This is a genomic window from Robiginitalea aestuariiviva, from assembly GCF_029537735.1.
GTDB lineage: Bacteria > Bacteroidota > Bacteroidia > Flavobacteriales > Flavobacteriaceae > Robiginitalea > Robiginitalea aestuariiviva.
Map to the genome: position 1 here is coordinate 365,647 of NZ_JARPUQ010000003.1, position 22,864 is coordinate 388,510.

Annotated in this window: 23 protein-coding genes and 1 riboswitch; of the genes, 13 read left to right on the forward strand and 10 right to left on the reverse strand. The window is 57.1% G+C overall.

Annotated features, from left to right (window positions below):
* Window positions 1-34: 34 nt before the first annotated feature.
* Entirely contained in the window at window positions 35-328 is a 294-nt protein-coding gene (locus OZ410_RS14190) for a GNAT family N-acetyltransferase (RefSeq protein ID WP_277708679.1), read from the reverse strand.
* A 160-nt stretch (window positions 329-488) separates the two neighbouring features.
* Here OZ410_RS14190 and OZ410_RS14195 point away from each other — a divergent pair, with 160 nt between their 5' ends.
* The 3 genes from OZ410_RS14195 to OZ410_RS14205 are packed head-to-tail and all read left to right on the forward strand — an operon-like array spanning window position 489 to window position 2,329.
* Window positions 489-1,199 carry an alpha/beta fold hydrolase gene (locus OZ410_RS14195; RefSeq protein ID WP_338156662.1) on the forward strand — a complete coding sequence of 237 codons (711 nt, stop codon included), beginning with the start codon at window positions 489-491 and terminating at the stop codon, window positions 1,197-1,199.
* A gap of 10 nt (window positions 1,200-1,209) precedes the next feature.
* Window positions 1,210-2,169 (forward strand): lytic transglycosylase domain-containing protein, encoded by a 960-nt coding sequence (locus OZ410_RS14200; RefSeq protein ID WP_277708680.1) that lies wholly within the window; start codon window positions 1,210-1,212, stop codon window positions 2,167-2,169.
* A 37-nt stretch (window positions 2,170-2,206) separates the two neighbouring features.
* Window positions 2,207-2,329 (forward strand): hypothetical protein, encoded by a 123-nt coding sequence (locus OZ410_RS14205; RefSeq protein ID WP_277708681.1) that lies wholly within the window; start codon window positions 2,207-2,209, stop codon window positions 2,327-2,329.
* Window positions 2,330-2,492: 163 nt separating this feature from the next.
* Here the strand turns inward: OZ410_RS14205 and OZ410_RS14210 are convergent, their stop codons facing one another.
* Both OZ410_RS14210 and OZ410_RS14215 read right to left on the reverse strand, forming a co-directional pair.
* The gene (locus OZ410_RS14210; RefSeq protein ID WP_277708682.1) at window positions 2,493-3,008 is read right to left on the reverse strand and encodes a DUF2892 domain-containing protein; all 516 of its coding nucleotides are present in this window, start codon (window positions 3,006-3,008) and stop codon (window positions 2,493-2,495) included.
* Entirely contained in the window at window positions 2,998-3,882 is an 885-nt protein-coding gene (locus OZ410_RS14215; protein WP_277708683.1) for a DUF6263 family protein, read from the reverse strand. The genes OZ410_RS14210 and OZ410_RS14215 overlap by 11 nt, the downstream gene beginning before the upstream one ends.
* Before the next feature lie 164 nt (window positions 3,883-4,046).
* Between OZ410_RS14215 and rpmH the strand changes: the two genes are divergently transcribed.
* Together rpmH and carB are read left to right on the forward strand one after the other, a co-directional pair.
* The gene (gene rpmH / locus OZ410_RS14220; RefSeq protein WP_088342410.1) at window positions 4,047-4,205 is read left to right on the forward strand and encodes a 50S ribosomal protein L34; all 159 of its coding nucleotides are present in this window, start codon (window positions 4,047-4,049) and stop codon (window positions 4,203-4,205) included.
* A 92-nt stretch (window positions 4,206-4,297) separates the two neighbouring features.
* Window positions 4,298-7,150 carry a carbamoyl-phosphate synthase large subunit gene (gene carB / locus OZ410_RS14225; RefSeq protein WP_277708684.1) on the forward strand — a complete coding sequence of 951 codons (2,853 nt, stop codon included), beginning with the start codon at window positions 4,298-4,300 and terminating at the stop codon, window positions 7,148-7,150.
* A gap of 31 nt (window positions 7,151-7,181) precedes the next feature.
* Here the strand turns inward: carB and gndA are convergent, their stop codons facing one another.
* A complete protein-coding gene (gene gndA / locus OZ410_RS14230; protein WP_420917762.1) occupies window positions 7,182-8,588 on the reverse strand; it encodes an NADP-dependent phosphogluconate dehydrogenase in 1,407 nt (468 codons plus the stop codon).
* Between the two features lie 140 nt (window positions 8,589-8,728).
* Here gndA and zwf point away from each other — a divergent pair, with 140 nt between their 5' ends.
* The gene (zwf, locus tag OZ410_RS14235; RefSeq protein ID WP_277708686.1) at window positions 8,729-10,255 is read left to right on the forward strand and encodes a glucose-6-phosphate dehydrogenase; all 1,527 of its coding nucleotides are present in this window, start codon (window positions 8,729-8,731) and stop codon (window positions 10,253-10,255) included.
* A 6-nt stretch (window positions 10,256-10,261) separates the two neighbouring features.
* The gene (pgl, locus tag OZ410_RS14240) at window positions 10,262-11,026 is read left to right on the forward strand and encodes a 6-phosphogluconolactonase (protein ID WP_277708687.1); all 765 of its coding nucleotides are present in this window, start codon (window positions 10,262-10,264) and stop codon (window positions 11,024-11,026) included.
* Here pgl and OZ410_RS14245 read toward each other — a convergent pair.
* From OZ410_RS14245 to OZ410_RS14265, 5 genes are all read right to left on the reverse strand, one after another.
* On the reverse strand, window positions 10,980-11,345 hold the full coding sequence (locus OZ410_RS14245; protein ID WP_277708688.1) for a 6-phosphogluconate dehydrogenase: 366 nt from the start codon (window positions 11,343-11,345) through the stop codon (window positions 10,980-10,982). The two genes, pgl and OZ410_RS14245, sit on opposite strands and share 47 nt — an antisense overlap.
* A 9-nt stretch (window positions 11,346-11,354) precedes the next feature.
* Complete coding sequence (locus OZ410_RS14250) at window positions 11,355-12,707, reverse strand: DNA recombination protein RmuC (RefSeq protein ID WP_277708689.1); 1,353 nt, start codon at window positions 12,705-12,707, stop codon at window positions 11,355-11,357.
* A 65-nt stretch (window positions 12,708-12,772) separates the two neighbouring features.
* Complete coding sequence (locus OZ410_RS14255; RefSeq protein WP_277708690.1) at window positions 12,773-13,567, reverse strand: ABC transporter ATP-binding protein; 795 nt, start codon at window positions 13,565-13,567, stop codon at window positions 12,773-12,775.
* A 59-nt stretch (window positions 13,568-13,626) separates the two neighbouring features.
* A complete protein-coding gene (locus OZ410_RS14260; RefSeq protein WP_277708691.1) occupies window positions 13,627-14,631 on the reverse strand; it encodes an iron ABC transporter permease in 1,005 nt (334 codons plus the stop codon).
* A 20-nt stretch (window positions 14,632-14,651) separates the two neighbouring features.
* Window positions 14,652-15,800, reverse strand: coding sequence for an ABC transporter substrate-binding protein (locus tag OZ410_RS14265; protein ID WP_277708692.1), 1,149 nt, complete (start codon window positions 15,798-15,800; stop codon window positions 14,652-14,654).
* Between the two features lie 69 nt (window positions 15,801-15,869).
* Window positions 15,870-16,078, forward strand: a riboswitch (cobalamin riboswitch).
* A 72-nt stretch (window positions 16,079-16,150) separates the two neighbouring features.
* Here OZ410_RS14265 and OZ410_RS14270 point away from each other — a divergent pair.
* On the forward strand, window positions 16,151-18,016 hold the full coding sequence (locus OZ410_RS14270) for a TonB-dependent receptor plug domain-containing protein (protein WP_277708693.1): 1,866 nt from the start codon (window positions 16,151-16,153) through the stop codon (window positions 18,014-18,016).
* 62 nt (window positions 18,017-18,078) lie between these two features.
* Here the strand turns inward: OZ410_RS14270 and OZ410_RS14275 are convergent, their stop codons facing one another.
* On the reverse strand, window positions 18,079-19,593 hold the full coding sequence (locus tag OZ410_RS14275) for a S41 family peptidase (RefSeq protein ID WP_277708694.1): 1,515 nt from the start codon (window positions 19,591-19,593) through the stop codon (window positions 18,079-18,081).
* A 222-nt stretch (window positions 19,594-19,815) separates the two neighbouring features.
* Here OZ410_RS14275 and OZ410_RS14280 point away from each other — a divergent pair, with 222 nt between their 5' ends.
* The 5 genes from OZ410_RS14280 (at window position 19,816) to OZ410_RS14300 (ending at window position 22,824) form a co-directional block, all read left to right on the forward strand.
* Entirely contained in the window at window positions 19,816-20,325 is a 510-nt protein-coding gene (locus tag OZ410_RS14280) for an RNA polymerase sigma factor (protein ID WP_277708695.1), read from the forward strand.
* Window positions 20,312-20,731: a hypothetical protein gene (locus tag OZ410_RS14285; protein WP_277708696.1), complete on the forward strand. Its 420-nt coding sequence runs from the start codon at window positions 20,312-20,314 to the stop codon at window positions 20,729-20,731. The genes OZ410_RS14280 and OZ410_RS14285 overlap by 14 nt, the downstream gene beginning before the upstream one ends.
* Before the next feature lie 12 nt (window positions 20,732-20,743).
* A complete protein-coding gene (locus tag OZ410_RS14290) occupies window positions 20,744-21,298 on the forward strand; it encodes a DUF4252 domain-containing protein (RefSeq protein ID WP_277708697.1) in 555 nt (184 codons plus the stop codon).
* Between the two features lie 52 nt (window positions 21,299-21,350).
* Window positions 21,351-21,905, forward strand: coding sequence for a DUF4252 domain-containing protein (locus OZ410_RS14295; RefSeq protein WP_277708698.1), 555 nt, complete (start codon window positions 21,351-21,353; stop codon window positions 21,903-21,905).
* 109 nt (window positions 21,906-22,014) lie between these two features.
* Window positions 22,015-22,824, forward strand: a complete 810-nt coding sequence (locus OZ410_RS14300) for a mechanosensitive ion channel family protein (protein ID WP_277708699.1) — start codon at window positions 22,015-22,017, stop codon at window positions 22,822-22,824.
* The last annotated feature ends 40 nt before the right edge of the window (window positions 22,825-22,864 follow it).

Here is a 22,864-nt window from a genome sequence, read left to right on the forward strand (position 1 = left end):
TCCGCGTTATGCGGTGAGGATTAAAAACTTTCGATCAGATCCGGATGCCTACGGGCAGCATCTCCTTGTACTGACGGTTTTTCCGGAGGAATCCGGCAATCTGCGGGCTGGTGGGCACCACCCTTAGGTTTTGTTCCTGGATCAGGTGCAACACCCCTTTGATGAAATCTTCTTTGAACCCATCCTGTGTAATTTCTTCCGGGATTACGAGTTTGGTTAAAAATACCTTGCGTTCCTGGGAGGAATATTCGATTTTGGCGAGATGCCCGTTTACGCGTGTTTCGAATTGACGCAGGAAACTGTTGTCCTTAATTGCCAGTTGGTTCATATGGTTTGCTTTACATTTGATATCGGAAAAAAAATTACGCACCCCGAAAGGCCGTAATTCGTCATGTGTTCGGGCTGGTCATTAGCACATAATCTGCCCGATTGCCGTCAAGCATCAAAGTTAGCAAAAAAAATGCTAAAATCCTAAGTTATAGCGCGTTTTGAAAGCCCAGAATCCCGAACCCATCCCCGTATACTTCATGCCCGGAATGGCCGCCAGCCCGGAGATCTTCGAACACCTGAAACTCCCGGGGCAGGCCTTCCATGTGGAATATCTGGAATGGTTTGTACCCCGGCCCGGCATGTCTCTGCAGGAATATGCCAGGGAAATGGCGGCCGGGATACGGCACAAGCACCCGGTGCTGGTCGGGGTTTCCTTTGGCGGCTTTTTAGTGCAGGAAATGGCAGCCTGGGTACAGGCGCGGAAGGTCATCATCATTTCCAGCATTAAATGCAAGGCGGAAATGCCCCGGCGGTTGCTGCTGGCCCGATACACGAAACTCCATAAGTTACTGCCCACCAGCCTGGTGGAGAATGTGGAAGTGCTGGCCCGGTACGCTTTTGGCGACCCGGTAACCCGGCGGCTGGAACTCTACGACCGCTACCTCTCCATGCGCGACAAGACCTACCTGGACTGGGCCCTGGAGCAGATTGTAAACTGGAAAAGGGACAGCCCGTTGCCCGGGCTGGTCCACATCCACGGGGAACAGGATGCGGTCTTTCCCATTGGGCATATCGGTCCCTGTATCCGGGTTCCCGGCGGCACCCACACCATGATCATCCACCGCTTCCGCTGGTTTAACCAACACCTGCCCGCAATAATTTTAGAAGATCAAGGTTCTAATTTTATACCTTTGAAATCAAACCCTTAAACCCTCCGACATGCGCTTTTTGAAGAATGCCCTGATGACGATCGGAATCCTGAGCGTGCTCAGCACCCTGGTATTTGCCGTGCAACAACAAATGGAACCCCAGGCAGAAGCCGAACAGATTGTGGATGCATCCGCAGACCAAACCCGGGTGGCCCCTTCCTACCGGATTTCCGCCATCGAAATCCCGGAAGACCTGAATTTTGCCGGGGAAGCCGTACCCCAGGAAGACCCGGAGGTGATGGAGCGCATTGACCGGGAATTTTTGGTAAATACGTACTGGCAGTCCAATGCCCTGCTGCTGATGAAGCGGGCCCATAAGTACTTTCCCGTGATAGAACCCATCCTGGCCAAAAACGGGGTCCCGGACGATTTCAAATACCTGGCCGTGGCCGAAAGTGGTTTGCAGAATGTGGTATCTCCGGCAGGGGCTACCGGGTTCTGGCAGATTATGAAGGCCACCGGGCGGGAATACGGCCTGGAGGTAAATAACAACGTGGATGAGCGCTACCACCTGGAGAAGGCCACCGAAGTAGCCTGCCGTTACCTGAAAAAATACAAGGAGAAATACGGCAGCTGGACCATGGCTGCTGCTGCCTACAACACCGGTACGGGTTCTATTGACCGCTACCTGAATATTCAAAAGGCAGACGACTACTACGAACTCCTGCTGGGGCAGGAAACCGGGCGTTATGTGTTCCGCATCCTGGCCATTAAGGAGATCCTGTCCCACCCGCAGAAGTACGGCTTCGATATCGGGAAGGAAGACCTCTATACCAACGTGCCCACCTTCCAGGTGGAAGTGGATACCCCGGTTTCCGATTTTGCCGCTTTTGCCAAACAGTACGAGATCAACTACAAGATCCTGAAGCGGCACAACCCCTGGCTGCGGGAACCCCACCTGAACAATGCCTCCGGTAAAAAATACCAGATTGCCATTCCACTGAAGGGCTATTATACCGTTGGGCCCTGATCGTCGCCAGGCTAAACGCACATTACATGGCTAACCCATGGAGACCCTGGTCAACCCCCTGTCGGTAACCCTGGGCCTTTCGGGCCTGCTTCTGCTGGCAGGATGCGTAACCGTTTTTGGGCGGGTACAGCATAAGCTCCGCAAGCGTTTCGGACCCTGAGTTCCAGGAACGCCCCAGCAATGATTGCCCGGTGCAGGCTTCGAGTTTATTTTGAAGTCGGGCGGGGGAGGGGTTTGCAACCCCGACCTCTGGATTAGGGGCGCTCACCCCCTTCATAATGAAGGCTTTAAAGCTTCTTTCCTTCAGCTATGAGGTATTCCCTTTAGATCTTTTTCAGCTGCTGCTGCATCATCTTGATCTGCTCGGTAAGCATGTTGTTCTTATCCAGCTTTTTGGCTTCGGAAAGCAAGGTAGTGGCCTCGCGTTTGCGGCGTTTCTGCATGGCTATGCCCGCCAGGCTCAATTTGGCCATGGCCACATCGTAATCCATATTCAACCCCAGCTTCAGAGCCTTACGGAAGTACTTCTCGGCCTGGGTGAGGTTTTTCTGGGAGTATATAATCCCGTGCAGATAGTTGTAATACCCCTGCTGCTTGGTGGTGAGGGCCGCCTCGGGATTCTTGATTTTCGCCAGCCATTTTTCGGTGCCGTCCAAATCCTGCTTGCGCATTTTCAGGAAGGCCATCAGGATGATTTCGTTCCGGAAATACAGGAATACGAAAATCAGGGCCAGCAGGATCAGCATGATCCCGTTTCCGATTTCGCCCTGGACAAACTGATATCCGGCAGTACCCACCAGGGCAGCTGCCAGTATGATTTTGATGTTTTTATTGAACATGTCTGTGATCGATTAGGGTGTAGGTTACTTGTGTCTTGACTTGTGTGGGGATTTTCAGGCCGCCGGTTTCTGCCATGGTAGAAAAGCCCTCGCAATGGCCTTCCACCCGCATTTCTTTGGGAAAGCCCGTTTGGGCATCGGCCAGGATCCGGCAGTGTTGTTGTCCGGACAGGCGCATTTCACTCCCCGGTTGGGTTTCATTCATCCGTACTTCCCCTTCCCCGCTAATAACCCATTGATCGGTATCACGGTGTTCCAGGGTCCAGGTGTGGCTGCCGCCATGGGGTTCGCGGGCCCGGGTTTCCCAGGTAGCCCCGGCTACGGCCTGCTTTTTCGGATAGATCAGGGTCAGCTGTTCGCAGCTGGCCGCCAAAGCCTCGGGACCATACTGGGATTCCAGCGATTTGCGGACCTGGGTGCGGACCAAAGCAGTTTCTATTCCGGCTCGGGCAACCATCCGGTTGATCAGGCTGTCTCCCCCCCAAACCTGCAGGATGTGTCCCTGCGGGTCCACTTCCAGACGAACGGGCGTATCCAACATGCTATGGAATATGCGGGAATGCACGTTGCTACTGTCCAGTTCCCGGGCATGGATATCCAGCAATTCGCCTTTCAGGCTGCTGTCGATATGAAAAAACAGGTCCCGGTAGGCCATTTCAAGGATGCTGCTTGCTGCCCCTTCCGCAATCACCCTGAATTCCAGCAGGGCCGAAACAGTGCTGCTTACCTTGTGGGTGTCGCCCTGCAGTTGTTGTTCCATTTCCTGTAAAGAACGTTGTTCTACGGTGAAAACATCCCCTTTTTTCCACTGGTAGCCCAGCGGCTGCTGGCCGGTGCAGATACCGGCACTCCCTGTCAGAAGTACGAGAAACAAAAGGGTTTTATACATGGAAGGCTGGGCCGATAAACGTCCCTGCAAAAGTAGTAAAAAGTCTTCGAAAAAAAATGAGGGTGCATTTGGGATTGCGAAAACTCTTCGTATATTTGCGCCCAGATTTTTTAAGCCTTCGGGCCTCATTCCGGGGAAAACAATTCAAGATGAAAAGAACATTTCAGCCATCCAAGAGAAAGAGGAGGAACAAGCACGGATTCCGTGAGCGTATGGCATCTGCCAACGGTAGAAAGGTATTGGCCCGCAGAAGAGCTAAAGGTCGCAAGAAATTAAGCGTTTCCTCCGAGCCACGACACAAAAAGTAAATGGGATATCCTGTTGACAAGTTTAAAGGTGTTGCTTTTTAAAAGTGACACCTTTTTTTTATCCTTGAACCGCCTAACACGAAACTCATAGCATGCCCAGAAGAAAAGACATCAACAGCATTTTGATTATCGGATCTGGCCCCATCGTCATTGGCCAGGCCTGCGAATTTGATTACTCCGGCTCCCAAGCCCTGCGCTCCCTGCGCGAGGACGGGATCAAAACGGTGCTGATCAACAGCAACCCGGCCACCATCATGACGGACCCATCCATGGCAGACCACGTATACCTGCTGCCGCTTACCACCAAGTCCATCGTAAAGGTGCTGAAGGATCATCCGGAAATCGATGCCGTACTGCCGACCATGGGCGGGCAAACCGCGCTGAACCTGTGTATCGAGGCGGGCGACAAGGGCATTTGGGAAGACTTTGGGATCGATATCATCGGGGTGGATATCGACGCCATTAACATTACCGAGGACCGGGAAAAATTCCGGGACCTGATGGAGCGTATCGGAGTGCCCATGGCGCCTCAGGCTACCGCCACTTCTTTCCTGCAGGGGAAAGAGATCGCCCAGGAATTCGGGTTTCCCCTGGTAATTCGCGCCAGCTATACCCTGGGCGGTGCCGGGGCATCCATTGTTTACCGGCCGGAGGATTTTGACGAACTCCTGAGCCGCGGCCTGGAGATTTCCCCCATCCACGAGGTAATGATCGACAAGGCCATGATGGGGTGGAAGGAATACGAGCTGGAGCTGCTGCGCGACAAGAATGACAACGTGGTCATTATCTGTACCATCGAGAACATGGACCCCATGGGGATCCACACCGGAGATTCCATCACTGTGGCCCCGGCCATGACCCTCTCGGACCGCACTTTTCAGCGGATGCGGGATATGGCCATCAAAATGATGCGCGCCATCGGCGACTTTGCCGGCGGCTGTAACGTGCAGTTCGCGGTGAGCCCGGACGAGAAGGAAGACATCATTGCCATTGAGATCAACCCCCGGGTGTCCCGCTCTTCGGCCCTGGCTTCCAAGGCTACGGGATACCCCATTGCCAAGGTAGCCGCCAAACTGGCTATTGGCTACCACCTGGACGAGCTGGAGAACCAGATCACCAAATCCACCTCGGCCCTCTTTGAGCCCACGCTGGATTACGTGATCGTGAAGATCCCCCGCTGGAACTTCGATAAATTCGAGGGGGCGGACCGCACTCTGGGGCTGCAGATGAAAGCCGTAGGGGAGGTGATGGGCATTGGGCGTTCCTTTCAGGAAGCCCTGCACAAGGCCACCCAGTCCCTGGAGATCAAACGCAACGGCCTGGGCGCAGACGGCAAGGGCTACACGGATTACGACACCATTATCCAGAAGCTGACCCACGCCAGCTGGGACCGGGTGTTTGTAATCTACGACGCCATCCAACTGGGCATCCCCCTGAGCCGTATCCACGAGATCACCAAGATCGATATGTGGTTCCTCAAACAATACGAGGAATTGTACCAGTTGGAAAAGGAAATCAGCCGTTATTCTATTGAAACCCTGCCCAAGGCATTATTACTGGAAGCCAAGCAAAAAGGGTTTGCCGACCGGCAGATTGCCCATATGCTGGAATGCTGGGAGAGCGAGGTGCACGAGAAACGAATGAACCTCGACATCAAACGGGTATATAAACTGGTGGATACCTGTGCCGCAGAATTCCAGGCCCTGACGCCCTATTATTACTCCACCTTCGAGGAGGAAATCGAAACCGCGGACGGGAAGCGCTATGTGGCCAACGACAGCGAAGTCACGGACCGGAAAAAGATTGTGGTGCTGGGCTCCGGCCCCAACCGCATCGGGCAGGGAATTGAGTTTGACTACTGCTGTGTGCACGGGGTTCTGGCCTCTGCCGAATGCGGGTACGAGACCATCATGATCAACTGTAACCCGGAAACGGTCTCCACGGACTTCGACACGGCGGACAAACTCTACTTTGAACCCGTGTTCTGGGAGCATATCTACGACATTATCCTGCACGAAAAACCCGAAGGGGTGATCGTACAGCTGGGTGGGCAGACTGCCCTGAAGCTGGCCGAAAAGCTGGATAAATACGGCATCCGCATTATCGGTACCAGTTTTGCCAGCCTGGACCTGGCCGAAGACCGCGGCAGCTTCTCCAGCCTGCTGAAGGACAACGATATTCCCTATCCCCAGTTCGGGGTAGCCGAAAGCGCCGACCAGGCCCTTGAACTTGCCGATGAATTGAAATTCCCACTCCTGGTTCGTCCGTCTTACGTCCTCGGCGGCCAGGGCATGAAGATCGTCATCAACAAGGAAGAGCTGGAGGCCCACGTGGTGGACCTGCTCCGGAAAATCCCCAACAACAAACTGCTGCTGGACCACTACCTGGATGGGGCCATAGAGGCCGAGGCCGATGCCATCTGCGACGGGGAAGACGTATACATTATCGGGATCATGGAACACATTGAGCCCTGCGGGATCCACTCCGGGGACTCCAATGCCACCCTGCCGCCCTTTAACCTGGGGGAATTTGTGCTGCAGCAGATCAAGGACCATACGCGGAAAATAGCCCTGGCCCTGAACACCGTAGGGCTGATTAACATCCAGTTTGCCGTGAAGGACGACAAGGTGTATGTAATCGAGGCGAACCCCAGGGCGTCCCGTACGGTGCCCTTTATCGCCAAGGCCTACAAGGAACCCTATGTGAATTACGCCACCAAGGTGATGCTGGGCCACAACAAGCTCAAGGACTTTACCTTCAACCCCCAGCTTGAGGGCTTTGCCATCAAGCAGCCGGTGTTCAGTTTCAACAAGTTCCCGAATGTGAACAAGAACCTGGGGCCGGAGATGAAGAGTACGGGAGAGAGCATCCTGTTTATCGACAGCCTGAAGGACGACGAGTTCTACAACCTCTACGCCCGGCGTACCATGTACCTGAGTAAATAAGGGAATTCCCGGATTGCGGAGAACCCCCGGCCTACCACTCCGTGTGGAAGGTGCCTTCCCGGTCCGTACGCTCGTAGGTGTGCGCCCCGAAGTAATCCCGTTGGGCCTGTACCAGGTTCAGGGGTAAGCGCCCGCTGCTCATCGCGTCAAAATACGACAGGCTGCCGGCCAGGGTAGGGATGGCAATACCGTGTTGTATTCCGGCCGATACCAGGCGGCGTGTGGGCTCCAAAGCGGGGCGGACCTTTTCGGCAAAGCCCGGGTCCAGCAACAGGTTATCCAGCTCCGGTCGGGCCTGATAAGCCCCGGTGATATCGGCCAGCAGGGCAGCCCGGATAATGCAGCCGGCCCGCCAGATCTTGGCGATTTCCCCCAGTTCCAATTCGTATCCATAAGCCTTTGAGGCTTCCGAGAGCAAATGCATGCCCTGGGCATAGGCCGTGATAAAGGTAAAATACAGGGTAGCCTCGGCTGCTTCAACCCATTGCAGGTCTGCCGCAGGGAGTGCCGGTTTGGGGTACATGCCTTCGGCCTTTTCACGGATCGGTTTCAGGGCCGAAATCTGCCGCATGCTCACGGAGATATCCAGGGACGGGACCGGAATCCCAAGGTCCATAGCGTTTTGGGAAGTCCATTTGCCGGTGCCCTTCTGTTTGGCTTTATCCAGGATGCGGTCTACCAGGGCCCCGCTTCCCAGGGGGTCCGGTTGCCGGAAGATATGTGAGGTAATCTCTACCAGAAAGGACTGCAGGCGGCCTTCGTTCCAGCGGGAAAAGGTTGCTGCCAGTTGGGCATTGTCCAGTCCGCCCAGGTGTTTGAGCAGGTCGTAGGTTTCGGCAATGGCCTGCATCAGGGCGTATTCGATGCCGTTGTGGACCATTTTAACGTAATTCCCGGCCGATTTAGGCCCCAGGTAGGCCACGCAGGGCTCATTTTGGTAACGGGCAGCAACGGCCTCGAAAATCGGTTTCAGGTGGGCATAGGCCTCCCGGGAGCCCCCGGGCATGATGCTGGGCCCCCTGCGGGCCCCTTCAGCCCCGCCGGATACCCCGGCGCCAAAAAAGTGGATCCCCTTTTCCTTCAAAAAGGCTTCGCGACGGTCCGTATCCTTATAGAAGGAGTTACCGCCGTCTACGATGATGTCGCCTGCCTCCAAGTGGGGCAGCAGGGCATCGATAACGGCATCCACCGGCTTGCCGGCCGGCACCAGCAGCATGATCCGCCTTGGGCGTTCCAACCCCCCGACAAAGGCTTCAAGGTTGTCCGTGGCGCGGACCCGGCCACTGGCAGCCCCCTCTTTTTCGAGTGCCGCCGCTTTTTCAGGATCCAAATCATAACCCAGGGCAGTAAAGCCCTTGTCCGCCACGTTTAAGATGAAATTCCGGCCCATAACTCCCAGGCCAACCAGGCCGAATGTACTCAAGTCCCTTTCAGGCATATCATAACTTTTTAGGCAGTCCGGCGGCTTTTTGCCGGAGCAAAATAACCCTATCTTTGACTGCGCCTTCAAAAATAGGGCAAATTATCCATTCCCGGCCGGGGCTCAAGGCAGGCAGCCGGGTGTTTAAAAACCGTCACATGCAGCGTACACCCAACCAGCTACTGGTGATCTTCGGGGCCTCCGGGGACCTGACCGAGCGCAAGCTCATCCCTTCCCTTTTCGACCTCTTCCAACAGGGGCACCTGCCCGAGGGGTTTGCGGTACTCGGGGTGAGCCGAAGCGGGGGTGACGATGCCGAATTCCGTCGGCGGGTGGCCCTGGAAAACCGCCACATCCCAGAAACGATCGGCAATCATGGCCGCAGGAAGGAGTTCGCGGAAAAACTGCATTCCATGGCGCTGGAAAACGGGTACGATGGGGATTATACGGCACTACGGGAGCGCATTGAAGCCCTGCAGCAAAAGGAAAACACGGGCAGGAACTGCCTGTTTTACCTCTCGGTCCCTCCCAGCATTTATGAAGGAATTGCCCGTCGCCTGCACGAGCAGGGCCTGACAGACCAGGGCGAGGGCCACCGCCGCTTAATCGTGGAAAAGCCCTTTGGGTACGACCTGGCAACGGCCCGGCAGCTCAATACCAGCCTGCAGCAGTATTTTGAAGAATCGCAGATCTACCGGATTGACCATTACCTGGGGAAGGAAACCGTGCAGAACCTGCTGGTCACGCGTTTTGCCAATTCCATTTTTGAGCCCCTCTGGAACCGGAATTACATCCGCCATGTAGAGATTACCAACGCCGAAAGTGTGGGGGTGGGCAAACGGGGCGGCTATTACGATGGAGCCGGGGCCCTGCGCGACATGTTTCAGAACCACCTGTTGCAGATCGTTTCCCTGGTGGTGATGGAGCCACCGATAGGATCGGATGCGGAATCCATCCGGAACGAAAAAGTAAAAGCACTCAGGTCCCTGCGCATTATGCGGGACCCGGAGGAGCTCAGTGCCCATACTATTCGCGGGCAGTACCTGGCCGGGGAAATTGACGGGCAGCAGGTGCCCGGGTACCGGGAAGAACCCGGGGTAGACCCGCACTCCACCACAGAAACCTATGCGGCCATAAAATTCTATGTGGATAACTGGCGGTGGGCCGGGGTGCCGTTTTTTGTGCGCACCGCCAAGCGTATGCCCACCAAGGTTACCGAAGTGGTGATCCACTTCCAGAGCCCCCACCACCAACTGTTCCGGGAGGAGCATTTGGACAGTAAAGACAACAAACTCATTATCCGTATCCAGCCGGATGAGGGGGTCCTGATTAAATTTGGGGTAAAGGTGCCCGGGCAGGGCTTCCAGGTAGAGCGGGCCAATATGGATTTCTACTATTCAGACCTGTCGGAATCCCGGGTGATGGACGCCTACGAGCGCCTCCTGCTGGACGCCATGCAGGGCGATGCCACCCTTTACGCCCGGGCGGACGAGGTAGAGGCGGCCTGGGAATTCGTGGACCCTATCCTCGACTACTGGAAGCACGGCAAGGATGTGCCCACCTACGGGTATACCGCCGGGATGTGGGGCCCCCGCAATGCCGACGATATGTTTGAAGGCCCCCATTACTGGCGCAATCCGGGCGCCCACCTGCGGGACGACCCCGCCTTTTGTATCATTACCTGATCTCTTATGGAAGTACAGATCCTCCCGACCAAACAAGCCGTTGCCGAAGCCCTTTCCGAATACCTGGTGGCCTGGTGCCAAAGCAGGGAAGCATACCACCTGGCCCTATCCGGGGGCAGTACCCCCAAAATATGGTTTGACCATATGGCCGCCCATTTCCGGGAGCAACTGCCCTGGGATGCTCTGCATTGGTATTGGGGGGACGAGCGCTGCGTGCCCCCGGATCACCCGGAAAGCAATTATGGGATGACGGCAAGGCACTTATTGGAACCCCTGGGGATTGCCCCGGATCGGGTACATCGGGTACATGGGGAGGCCAGGCCGGATGATGAGGCACCCCGGTACGCCGGGGTACTGGAAGCTCTCTTGCCCCAAGCCCATGAGATGCCGCAGTTTGATTTGGTAATCCTGGGGATGGGGGACGACGGGCATACGGCATCGGTATTTCCCCACCAGATGGGGTTGTGGGATGCCCCCGAAGGGTGCGTGGTGGCTACCCACCCGGAAAGCGGGCAAAAACGCATCAGCTTAACGGGGCCCTGGATCAACAATGCCAGGCGGGTGGTCTTTTTGGTTACCGGGGCTTCCAAGGCGGAAATGGTCCGGGAAGTACTGGAGGGGCCGGAGGCTGCCAAACACTATCCCGCCGCGCGGGTAAGCCCGACGGACGGGAAGTTGCTGTGGCTGCTGGATGCGGAGGCTGCGGCCGGGCTGTCCGCGGAGTTTATCGCCTCCTGTGGGGGGATTGGTCCGGTTCTACCCGGTAAATAAAATATGGGGTGTCTCCCCACCAGGGAAAGGTGGCAAAGTGTTCCCGGTAGTAGAGCTTCACGTATTCCCCCTGGTATTCCTCCAGTTGTTTGATGACCTCTTCCTCCTTGTCCAAAACGGAAAAAGAAAAGATCTGAGCCCCTGAAATCCCCTGGCTGATCTGGCCCTCCCAGGTTTTGATCAGTACCCCTTTATGGCTGATTTTGATGAGTTCCCCGGCCCGCACCCCTTCGCTGAAGGGCACGTAGTATAAAAAGGCATATACCCCCATAAAGAGGAGCAACAGGATGCCGAGGGTTGCGAACAGGGCTTTTTTCATGGGTCTGGGTTAAGGGGTTTCTGGGGACGATTCCAGGGAGGCGGCCCCGGAGGTTTCCGCAGCGCGCTTCAACAGGGATTCCGGGATGGATTTCTTGGCCTTGGCCCCCAATTGCCGGAGTTTCTCGGTCCGGCTGATCAGGTCGCCCTTGCCGGAGACCAGTTTGTTCATGGCGCCTTCGTAATCCTTTTTGGCCAGGTCCATCTTGCGGCCCACCTCGGTGAGGTCCTCCACAAAGCCTACAAATTTGTCGTAGAGGTTCCCGGCCTGGCGCGCAATTTCCAGGGCATTACGGCGCTGTTTTTCGTTGCTCCACATGCTGTCTATGGTGCGCAGGGTGGCCAGCAGGGTAGAGGGGGTTACGATAACGATATTCTTGGCGAAGGCGGAGTTGTAGATCTCATTGTCAAAATTGATGGCAATGGTAAAGGCGGTTTCAATCGGGACAAACATCAGCACAAAATCCGGGCTTTCCATTTCGTAGAGGTCCTCGTACTTCTTGGCGGATAGCTGGTCCACATGGCGGCGCAGGGAGGACACGTGGTCTTTCAGGTGCCGTTCCCGCTGGTCTTCCTCGGCATTGACAAAGCGTTCGTAGTCCGTAAGGGACACCTTGGAATCCACCACCATTTTGTTGCCGTTGGGCAGGTGGATGATCACGTCCGGCATCAGGCGGCTGCCGTCTTCCCGGGTAAAGCTCTGTTGCACGGAATATTCCCGGTCCCGCTCCAGGCCGGATTTTTCCAGTACCCGCTCCAGCACCAGTTCTCCCCAGTTCCCCTGCATCTTGCTGTCGCCTTTCAGCGCGCGGGTCAGGTTTTCGGCCTCCTGGGTGATTTTCAGGTTCTGGTTCTGCAGGTTCAGCAGTTGTTCCCGCAAGGCCTGGTGGATGCCGTAGTTTTCCTTGCGGGTTTCCTCAACCTTTTTCTCGAAGAGCTGGATGCGCTCCTGCAGGGGGTTGAGGATGTTTTTGATGTTCTTCTGGTTTTGCTCGGTGAATTTCAGGCTCTTTTCGTCCAGGATTTTATTGGCCAGGTTTTCGAATTCCTTGGTAAACTTCTCCTGCATCTCCTCCAGCGCCTGCTGCTGCTCGGCCTGCTTCTCCTGTAGGCTGGCCAGCTGCGATTCCCGGCGGACCAGTTCTTCCCGCAGCCGCTCCCGATCCAGTTGCAGGGTCTGGGCCTGCTGTCGCGTTTCCTGCAGTTCCCCGCCCAGGCGTTCCAGGTTGCTGCCCAGTTGCCGTTCGCGCTCCTGCAGCGCGCTCTGAGCGCTTTGGGTTTTAAGCTTCAGGATGTAGCTGCCCAGGAAAAAACCGATGCCCAGGCATCCCAATCCGATAACCACGATCCAAATCGTATCCATGCTGTCTTGCCTTTGGTGTAAAGATAGGAAGAAGCCTGAAGAAGAAAAGCAGTCCGGGGCAGGGATTAGGGTTGCACCCGAAACGTGCCGCTTTCCGTATCGAAACGGACGGCATCCGTCGGGAAGAGGCTTTGCAGGGCTCCGGAGGCAATGAGTTCCGCAGGGGGGCCATAGCTGGCTGTTTCGGGCTTCAGGATCAGCAGGGCATCACAAAGCTGCAGGGCCAGTTCAATTTCATGGGTGGTAAAGGCGATGGTGATCCTGCGCTCGCGTGCAATATGCCCCAGGGCTTTGAGGATGTTGACTTTGTGGTGGAGGTCCAGGTGGGTGGTGGGCTCATCCAGCAGCATAAGCGGGGTTTGCTGGGCCAACGCCCTGGCAATCAATGCCCGCTGCAGCTGCCCGTCGCTCAGGGTATGGCAGGGCCGTTTCCGGAGGTTCGTCAGTTGTAATTGTTCCAGGGCCTCGCGTACCGCTGCCCGGTCTGCCTCTCCCATGCGACCGGCCCAGTTGGTATGGGGGTGGCGCCCCAGGGCAACCAGTTCGCCTACGGTAAGGTTGCGCGATGCCGGGGGGTCGGTCAGGACAATACTCAGGCAGGTAGCCCGCTGGGCTAAAGGAATCTCCTCCAGCAACTGCCCCTGCCAGTAAATCGCACCGGCCAGGGCCGGTTGCAACCCGGCCAGGGTGCGCAGCAGGGTGGATTTCCCAACCCCGTTTGGCCCCACAATGGCAGTAAGACTCCCGGGCTCCAGTTGCATACGGATGGAACCGGACAACCGCAGGGGCGGCCGGTTACGCGGGTATCCGATTTGCAGGTCGGCCGCTTCCAGGGCGGGATGGTGGGTCTTGACTTCCATATGGAAAATGGGAAGGACGAAAGTACGGGCTCTGTTGGAGAAATCCTAAACGGCCCGGATCAGAACAGCATTTTATTGCGCCGCAGCAACAGCCAGATCACCACCGGGGCCCCCACCACCGAGGTAATGGCATTGATGGGCAGGACGTAGGCGGAATAGGGCAGTTGGGCCACCGTATCGCAAACCAGCATCAGGGCTGCCCCCACCCCCAGGACCCCGGGCAATAGGTGGCGGTGGTCCGAGGTGGTAAACCACAGGCGGGTAAGATGGGGTACGGCCAACCCTACAAAGGCGATCGGCCCGGTAAAAGCAGTAACCCCACCCGCCAGCAAGCCGGTGGCCAGGATCAGCCAGAACCGCAACCGGGGCAGGGAGGTGCCCATGGAGGCAGCGTATTTTTCGCCCAGCAGCAGGGCGTTAAGGCCTTTTACCTGCCAGAGGCTGATGCCGCACCCGGCCAGGAAAACCACCAACAGGATGCCCAGTTGCCCCCAGCTCAGGTTCCCTACGCTGCCGTAGGACCAAAAGATGTATTGCTGCAGGGCCTCGGCATTGGAAAAAGAAGCCAGCACGGTAACCAGGGCCGCCGTAATACTGCCGAACATCAGGCCTACAATGAGCAGGGCCATGGCATCTTTCAGGCGAGCTGAAACCGTAAGGACTACGGCCAGTACCAGGAAACTGCCCAGGCTGCTGGCCAGGGCCAGGCCTGCATCCGAAAACCATACCCCGGCCGCGACCGGGAGCAGGCTGGCTCCCAGGATCAACAAGGCGGCCCCCAGGCTGGCCCCGGAGCTGATACCCAGCACAAAGGGGCCGGCCAGGGGGTTGCGGAAGAAGGTTTGCATGAGCAGCCCGCTCAGGGCCAGGCCGCTCCCGGCCAAAATAGCCGTCAGGGCCTTGGGCAGGCGGTAGTCCCAAATAATATATCGCCAGGTTTCGGGCAGGCCGTCCCGCCCAAGCAGCACCCCAAGGGTATCCTTCAGGGGGATGTCTGCAGACCCCAGACTCAGGTTCAGCACCAGGGCCGCGGCCAGCAGGACGAGCAGCAATATATAGCGCATGGGCTTTGGTTGGCTACGGGTCAAGGGTCAAGGGGTTTAAAGAAAACAGGCTTATAATCCGCCAGCAGGCCCGGGTGCAGGTAATGGATCAGGTCCTTCAGCACCAGGTCCGGGCGTGCGGGGCCCAGTTCAAAATACAAGAGACCACCGCCCGGCCCGCGGGTAGCGGCATAGGTGAATACCGCCCGGTCCTGGAAGGCGGGGATCCGGGCGTACAGGGCCTGCGCCTCGCGCATCTCGGTATAGGAGGTAAACTGGGAGGGCGATACCCAGGCTGTGGCCTGGTCTGCCCGTTCCAGCACGGCCTCCAGGCTCAGGGACAGACTGCCGGTTCCGGGGTGGTCTGCCCAGAGGTAGTTGGCATGTGCGTCCTCCAGGAAGCGGGCCGCCCAGCTTTCCCCGGCAGGCAGGTACCACACGTCCCGGTACAGGGCCCCGCTCAGAACCCTGGGTTTTTCCGGAGCCGTCCGGGCCAGAGCCCGGGCCTGCAAATATTCCTTTTCGATGGTGGCGAAGGCTATTTCCGCAGCCCTGGATTTTTCCAGCAACAAGCCGAAGAATTTGATCCATTCCGCCTTGCCCAAAGGGCTTTGTTCCGTCCAGTCCCCGTTGAAGATTACCGGGATCCCGGCTTGTTGTATGCCGCGGTAGGCGCGGGGCGCATCGCTTACCCCAAAACCGACCACCAGGTCCGGCCCGGTTTCCAGCACCCGTTCTGTGTTGAGTTGCTCGTTGGCCCCCAGTTCGGCCACTTCGCCCCGGGCTATCCGATCCAGGGTTTGGGGGGAGGAGATGTAGTCCAGGCCCGGGAAGCCTACCAGGGTACTCGCAGCTTCCAGGGTTTCCAGGGCGGGGATATGGGTGGTGGAGGTCAGGACTATCCGGCGCACCGGGGTCGGAATCACCCCATCCAGGGTATCGGCCCCGGGCAGGGTGGCCCGGGATACGGAGTCCGGAACCAGGGCGTAGTGATAGGCCCTGCCGGCCCCGGGCCAGGGTTCGTTTACGGTGAGCAGCACCCAGCCTCCCGGTTGGCGGCTTGCCGCAAAACCCCGGGCGTAATCCAGGGAAACGGGTAGGGGCCCTGATCCGTCCGCCCCGGGGGGGGACGGGTTCCCGCCGCGGCAGGCCGTGAGCAGCAAAAGGACCAAAAAGAAGCGGTATGCCATGGGACTGCCGGTTTTCCGGCCTAAAAGTAGCCCTAAAAATCGGCCTGCAAAAATTCGCAACTTTTGGCTACCTTGCTCCCCGAAATGGGTTCCCGACGGCCTTCGGCTTTCGGGATTAAAAGGGAATCCGGTGTAAATCCGGAACTGTTCCCGCAACTGTAAGCTTTACCCGCATCCGCGGGTGCCCCAGGCCATCTTCATGCCACTGCCCGGAACCGGGTGGGAAGGCTGGCCCCGGGGACGCAAGTCAGGAGACCTGCCCCCTTCACCCACACATTGTTAAACTTTCGGGATAAAAGTTTAGGTAGCTTTTTTACAGAAACGCCTTCCCGTGTCCAAACTCAAGCGACATGAAAAACATGCACAAGGCAGCATGGACCGTACTCTGTACCGTCCTTACTGCTCATGCCCAGAACGGGCAGGATTCCACAGCGGTAACCCGCCTGGACGAAGTAGTGATCACCGATACCCGGGTGCCCATCCCCCGCGAACAATCGGGGAAAACCGTAATCCGGCTGGATGCCGAAGCCCTGAAGGCCTACCAGGGCGGCAGTGTGGCCGATGTACTGAACCGGCAGGCCGGCTTTGAAATCGGCGGGGGGCGCGGGCGCCCCGGGGAAGTTCTCGGGCTCTATGCCAGGGGTGGCCGGGGCCGGCAGGTGCTGGTACTGGTAGACGGGGTACGTGTAAACGACCCCTCGTCCTTTTCCCAGCAGTACGACCTGCGGCTCCTGCCCCTGGACCAGGTGGCCTCCATCGAAATCGTGAAAGGGGCGGCCAGTACCCTCTACGGGACCAATGCGGCTACAGCCGTGATCGATATCCGCACCCGAAAACCCGCAGACCGACCCCTGGAGTTAAGCGTGCAGAACAGCGCCGGCACCCACCGGGCGGCCGAAAACGATGCCTGGACCTTTGGGCAGTATACCTCCAGCCTGGGGTTAAGCGGCACAAGCGGTGCCTTTTCCTACCAGGCGGGTTTTTCCCACCGCCTGGCCAACGGGCTTTCGGCCCTGGCTACGGATACGGACGAAAAGGACGCCTATCGCAACAGTAGTTTCAATGCCCGCCTGTCCTGGCTGGCCGGGCAGCAGACGCGGCTTTCCGTTTTTGCGGATCGCACGCGAATGAAGACCGGGTACGACGATGCCTTTGGGGGTACGGATGCCCCTCATGAATACCAGACGGACCAGGAGCGCATCGGGACGCAATTCCAGTATACAGGCACCGGTTTTATCCTGGAGGCCTATGCGGCCTATGCCGCCTACGCCTCGGAAGACCGGGGTGCCTTCCCGGCGGCCTATACCGGCGGCAACTGGGCCGGGGAGGTCCTGGTGCGCAAGCCCCTGGATCAAAACCTGAACCTGGTAGCCGGGGTGCAATACCTGAGGGACCGGGCAGACCTGGAGGCCCCGGAGTCCTTTACCCTGATAGACCCTTTTGTCAATGTGGTCTGGGGCAGCGCCAAAGGCTTTAACCTGAATGCCGGGGCCCGCCTGAACCTGCATTCGGAGTACGGGAGCCAGTGGGTCTACCAGCTTAACCCCTCCTGGACCCTTCCGGCGGATGGGGGGTACTGGAAGGTATTCGGGTCCTTTTCCACGGCCTACATTACCCCAACCCTGCAACAGCTTTACGGGGCCTTTGGGGCCAACCCGGACCTGGAACCCGAAACGGACCGCAGCCTGGAGGCCGGGCTGGAGGGACGGCCCGGGGAAACCCTGCGCTGGAGCCTGCTCTATTTCAACCGGCGGGAGCAACAGGCCGTGGTCTTCGATAATGCCAATTTTGCCTATTTCAATGCCGCGGACGACATCCGGGTATCCGGGGTGGAAATCGAAGGGTACCTGACCCTTTCCGAAGGCTGGAACCTGCAGGCCAACTACACCTTTACCGAGCGGCAGGGCGATGCTGCCATCCGCATCCCGAAGCACAAGTTTAACGCGCTGCTGTCCGGGTCCCTGGCCCCGCGCTGGCAGGGCACTCTGGCCTATGCCTTTACCGGGGACCGGCCGGATACGGATTTCAGCACGCAGACCCAGGTAGAACTGGATGCCTTTTCCCTGGTGGATGCACGCCTGCGGTATACGTTTATATCGGACCGCCTGGAGGCGTTCCTGGCCGTCAACAATATCTTCAATACCGAATTCACCGAGGTGGTGGGTTACCAGACCCCGGGTCGTACCGCCCAGTTGGGATGGTCTTTCCGGTTTTAGATAACCGAATAGAAAAGCCCCCGAATTTCGGGGGCTTTTTATTTTTCAGGAAACAGGCGTGATTACTGTAGGGTTTTCAGCAGGTTGTCCGGCAATTGGAAATCCGTTCCGGGTTCCACATACATATTGTCCCGCAAGGGCTTGAACATCTTGCTGTGGGTAAAGGGGCGGTCCGGGGTACATACCTCGAAGCTGCGTTTGCCGGATATCCCGGTAATCTCCTCCAGGGCACGGGCAAGCAAGGGCTCGGTCACTTCGCCCAGCACCCCCATGTTTTCCAGGTCTTCCCGAAGCTCGATATCCGGGGGAAAGCCGGAGGTGTAATCGGAAAAGCCCGCAGAATTTTCATTCCGGCCCACCAGGGGCTGGATGGCCCAGCTGTTGTTGGGGTTGATCTGGCTCTCCCGGGAGGACGTATAAATATATGGGGCCCCCTGCCGGTCCGGGTCGTCTACCATAGTAAGGGAAAATTCGTTCTTGCCCGTGGTGGTGGTTCCTATGGTTACCACATCGATATACGGGTTCAGGCCGTTGATCACCAGCTCGCTGGAGGAGGCCGTGCTGCGCGTAGTCAGAATGTACACCCGCTGCAGGTTCAGCGTATTGATGGTGCTTCCCGCCCCGGTAGTGGCGGCAAAGTAATCCGTCAGGGCATCCGGGTCGTCCTGGGTAAAGATCTGCTGCAGGCGATCGTTCCAGCGTTGTACCAGGTATACGTCCTGGGTGCGCCGGCCAAAAATCATACTGGAGAGCAGGCGGGAACTGTTCACAGAACCCCCGCTGTTGTAACGCAGGTCCAGTACCAGGTCCGTCGCTCCCTCGGCCACAAAGGTGCCGAAGGCAGCGTTCAGGTCCTCATCAAATTCGTTGGTGAAGCCGTTGTACATGAGGTAGGCCACTTTCTGGCCCTGTACATCCAGGGTTTTGGCAATGTAAACCGGGTTTTCCACCAGGTTTTCCTCTTTGGTCAGGGGCACTTCCTTCCCGTTGGGGGTGATCACCCCGCCCTGTACATCCGCCATCTGCAGGGTGTAGCTGGCATTGTCGCCAAAGAGCAGGTCCCGGTAATTACCACCGTTCATGGCCTGCCCGTCCACCCCAACAAAGACCTCGCCCCGCGCAATATCCGCCGCGGCGGCGCTGGAGTTGGGCACGATATAGCGTACGGTCCCGTAAACGGGATCGGAAGGATCCAGGGCCCCATTGCTGTTGGCATCCTGGTAGGTAAGGCCAAATTCCAGGCCGTTGCTGCGGGAAACCCCGGAAAGGTTCTGGGTGAGTTCCACATAATCTTCGCTCAGGAAGCTGAAGCGGTCCGCGCTAAAGAGGAGGCTCTGGAAGAAAACGGCGGGGTCAGTTTCCGAGGCCAGGTACTGGGTGTATTCGGCATCGGTGGAAAACCGGGTATCCGCCAGGTCCGGCACGTCCTGTTGCCAGTAATACCAGATGTTCATGGCTTTCCACATAAAGTCCTGAACATCCAGGTTCCCGACCGGATCGGGACCGGGGTTGGTCTCGTTATCCTTGCTGCAGGCCACGACCATCAGGGCCGCAAGGGCGTAGGCAAACTTTTTCATGGTGCATTTTTTTTGTCGGAAGTGGCGCAAAAACCGTTCCAGGACCGCTTGGGGCGGGCGCCCGGAGGGTTGGGGGATACGCCTAAATCCGTAGCTTTAAGGACCCAATTTAGGGGTTAAGGCCCTAAAAAAAAATTTTTTGTAACAAAATTAGGCCCCCATCGTCTTGCTGGTGTAAAGCCCTCGTAAAAGGTGATGACCACAACAACCCAACCTGCACGTATGACGCAGTCAGAGTTCTTAAACATCGTGATGCCGTTCAAGGACAAGCTCTACCGCCTGGCCAAGCGCCTGTTGATTTCCGCAGAGGAAGCCGAGGACGCCACCCAGGAGGTATTGCTGAAGCTCTGGGCCGGGAAAAAGCAAATGCACCGCTATAATAATGTAGAAGCCTTTGCCATGACCATGACCAAGAACTTCTGCCTGGACCGCCTGAAATCCAAGCAGTCCGCGAACCTGAAGCTGGTACACAGCAATTACGCGGAAACCGGGGCCTCCCTGCAACAGCAGGTAGAGCGCCGCAACAGCCTGGAATGGGTAGAGCGCATCATGGAAGAGTTACCGGAGCAGCAGCGGATGATTCTGCAGCTGCGGGATGTAGAGGCCTACGAATACGAAGAGATTGAAAAATTGCTCGATATGAAACCCACAGCCGTACGGGTGGCCCTATCCAGGGCCCGGAAGGCGGTTCGGGAGAAACTTTTAGAAAAACATCGCTATGGGATCGGATAGAATAGAAAAACTTTTGGAAAAGTACTTCGAGGCAGCCACCAGCGCAGCCGAGGAGCAGGAACTCCGGGCGTATTTTGAAAGCGGGGACGTAGCGCCCCACCTGGAGGAATACACCCCCATGTTCCAGTTCTTTTCCCAGGCCAAGCAGGAACGGTATACCCGGCAGGTACCATTAAAAACCAGAAGCATGCCATACAGGTGGTTATCCGTTGCAGCGGTTGCAGTTCTCGCACTTGGCTTTTATTTCGGCAACCAGTACCAAGAGCAGCGCGAAGCGGAGTATGCCTACCAGCAGACCCGCAAAGCCCTGGGGCTGATTGCCCAGAACCTGGATCGCGGCACCGAGAAGGTGGCGCATCTGGAAACCTTTGAAACGACGAAACAAAAAATTTACAAAAACCAGTAAAATCAAAAAACGATGAAAAAGTTAGTAGCCCTAAGCCTGCTGTTGTTGGCCCCCGTATTGGCCGGTGCGCAGTCAATCTTTGACAAATACGAGGACATGGACCAGGTAAGTTCCGTGATTGTCAACAAAAACATGTTTGAACTCCTGGTCAAGATGGACGTGGATGTGGACGATCCGGAAGCCCGGGAATTCATGCAGATCGCCAAGAGCCTGAGCGGCGTCAAAGTCTTTATTACCGAAGACAAAGGGGTATCTGCAGACATGCAAGCCACGGTAGACCGCTACCTGAAATCCGCCTCCCTGAGCGAGCTGATGCGCGTAAAGGACAAGGATGCCAACGTGAAGTTCTACATCCGCGAGGGCAAGGACAGCGACCATGTAAGCGAGCTGCTCATGTTTGTGACCGGGATCAAGAACATGGACGTGGAGGTGAACGACCGCCAGGTCGAAACCGTCCTGCTGACCCTGACCGGGGACATTGACCTGACCAAGATCGGGGCCCTGACCCGCAAGATGAATCTCCCTGAGGAACTCAACCAGGCGGAGAAAAATAAATCCAAACAGTAACAACCGAAAATTCCCGGGGGCTTGCCCCCGGGATTTCATAAACCCAACCCAGATGAAACGCATTTATGCCATGAAAGCCTGGATCTTTGGCGGCTTGTTCCTGTTGCTCCTCCTCGGGAGTTGCTCCGGCAGCCAGAACCTGCAGGAGTACTATGTGGACAATTCCGAGAACCCGAATTTTATATCCCTGGATGTCCCGGCCAGTATCCTGAAACTGGAGGAGGCCAACCTGGATGCCTCCCAGCAGGAAGCCCTGCATTCCCTGCATAAGCTGAACATTCTCGCCTTCAAAAAAACCGAAGCGAATGCCCAGCTCTACCAGGAGGAAACAGCCAAGGTAAAGGCCATCCTGAAAGCGCCTCAGTTTAAGGAGCTCATCCAGCTCAACACCAAATACGGGAAGGGCGTGGTGAAATACCTGGGCAGTGAAGACGCCATAGACGAGGTGGTGATCTACGGCCACAACAAGGATAACGGCTTTGCCGTAATCCGCGTGCTGGGCAAGAATATGAACCCGGCCCATTTTGTACAATTGTTACAGGCCATTGACCAGGCGGACTTTAAAGGCTCCGGCCTGGGCGAACTTTCCGGGATGCTGAAAGGTTAATTCCGTTGTACCGCATTTTCAATCCCGCAGCCCGGCGCTGCGGGATTTTTTTTTGTGACTTTCGGAGACAGGGCGTGTCATAAGAGCGAACGAACACAAGAACATACCCATGGAACAAGCACAATTATGGATGAACAAGGCGGTGGAATTCGCCGCAGATTACGGCCCCCGTATTGTTGGGGCTTTATTGATTTGGATCGTAGGCTCCTGGATCCTGAGGCGCCTGATGCGGGGTGTCCGCAAGGTGATGCAGAAGAGCGCTTATGACGAATCTCTGCAGCGCTTCCTGCTGAACCTCCTCTCCTGGGCCCTGCGGGTAGCCCTGATCCTGGTGGTGATCCAGAAACTTGGGGTAGACGTAACCACCTTTGCCGCGGTTATAGCAGCTGCCGGCCTGGCCGTGGGCCTGGCCTTGCAGGGTTCCCTGTCCAACTTTGCCGGCGGGGTGCTGATCATGATCTTCAAGCCCTACCGCATTGGCGACCTGATTGAAGCCCAGGGGGTTTTGGGCGTGGTAAAGGAGATTGAAATCTTTACCACCAAGCTCAGTACGCCCCAGAACAAACTAGCCATTGTGCCCAACGGGGCCATGGCCAACGGCAATATTATCAATTATACGGCTCTGGGCAAGATCCGGGTCGATGTGGTGGTGGGTATAGGCTACGGGGAGGACCTGCAGAAGGCCAAGGCGGTACTCACCGAAGTCCTGACCAGCAACCCCAAAGTTCTACAGGATCCCGCCCCGTCCGTGAACGTGCTGGAGTTGGGAGACAGCTCGGTAAACCTGGCGGTACGCCCCTACAGTACCCCTGAGGATTACTGGGACGTATACTTTGCCACGTATGAAGGGTGTAAACTGGCCCTGGATAAAGCCGGGATCGAGATTCCGTACCCGCATCGCGTACAGATACAGAAATAATCCCCCGTTAGAGGTAGTTCCCTTTAAAAGCCGCCCCAGG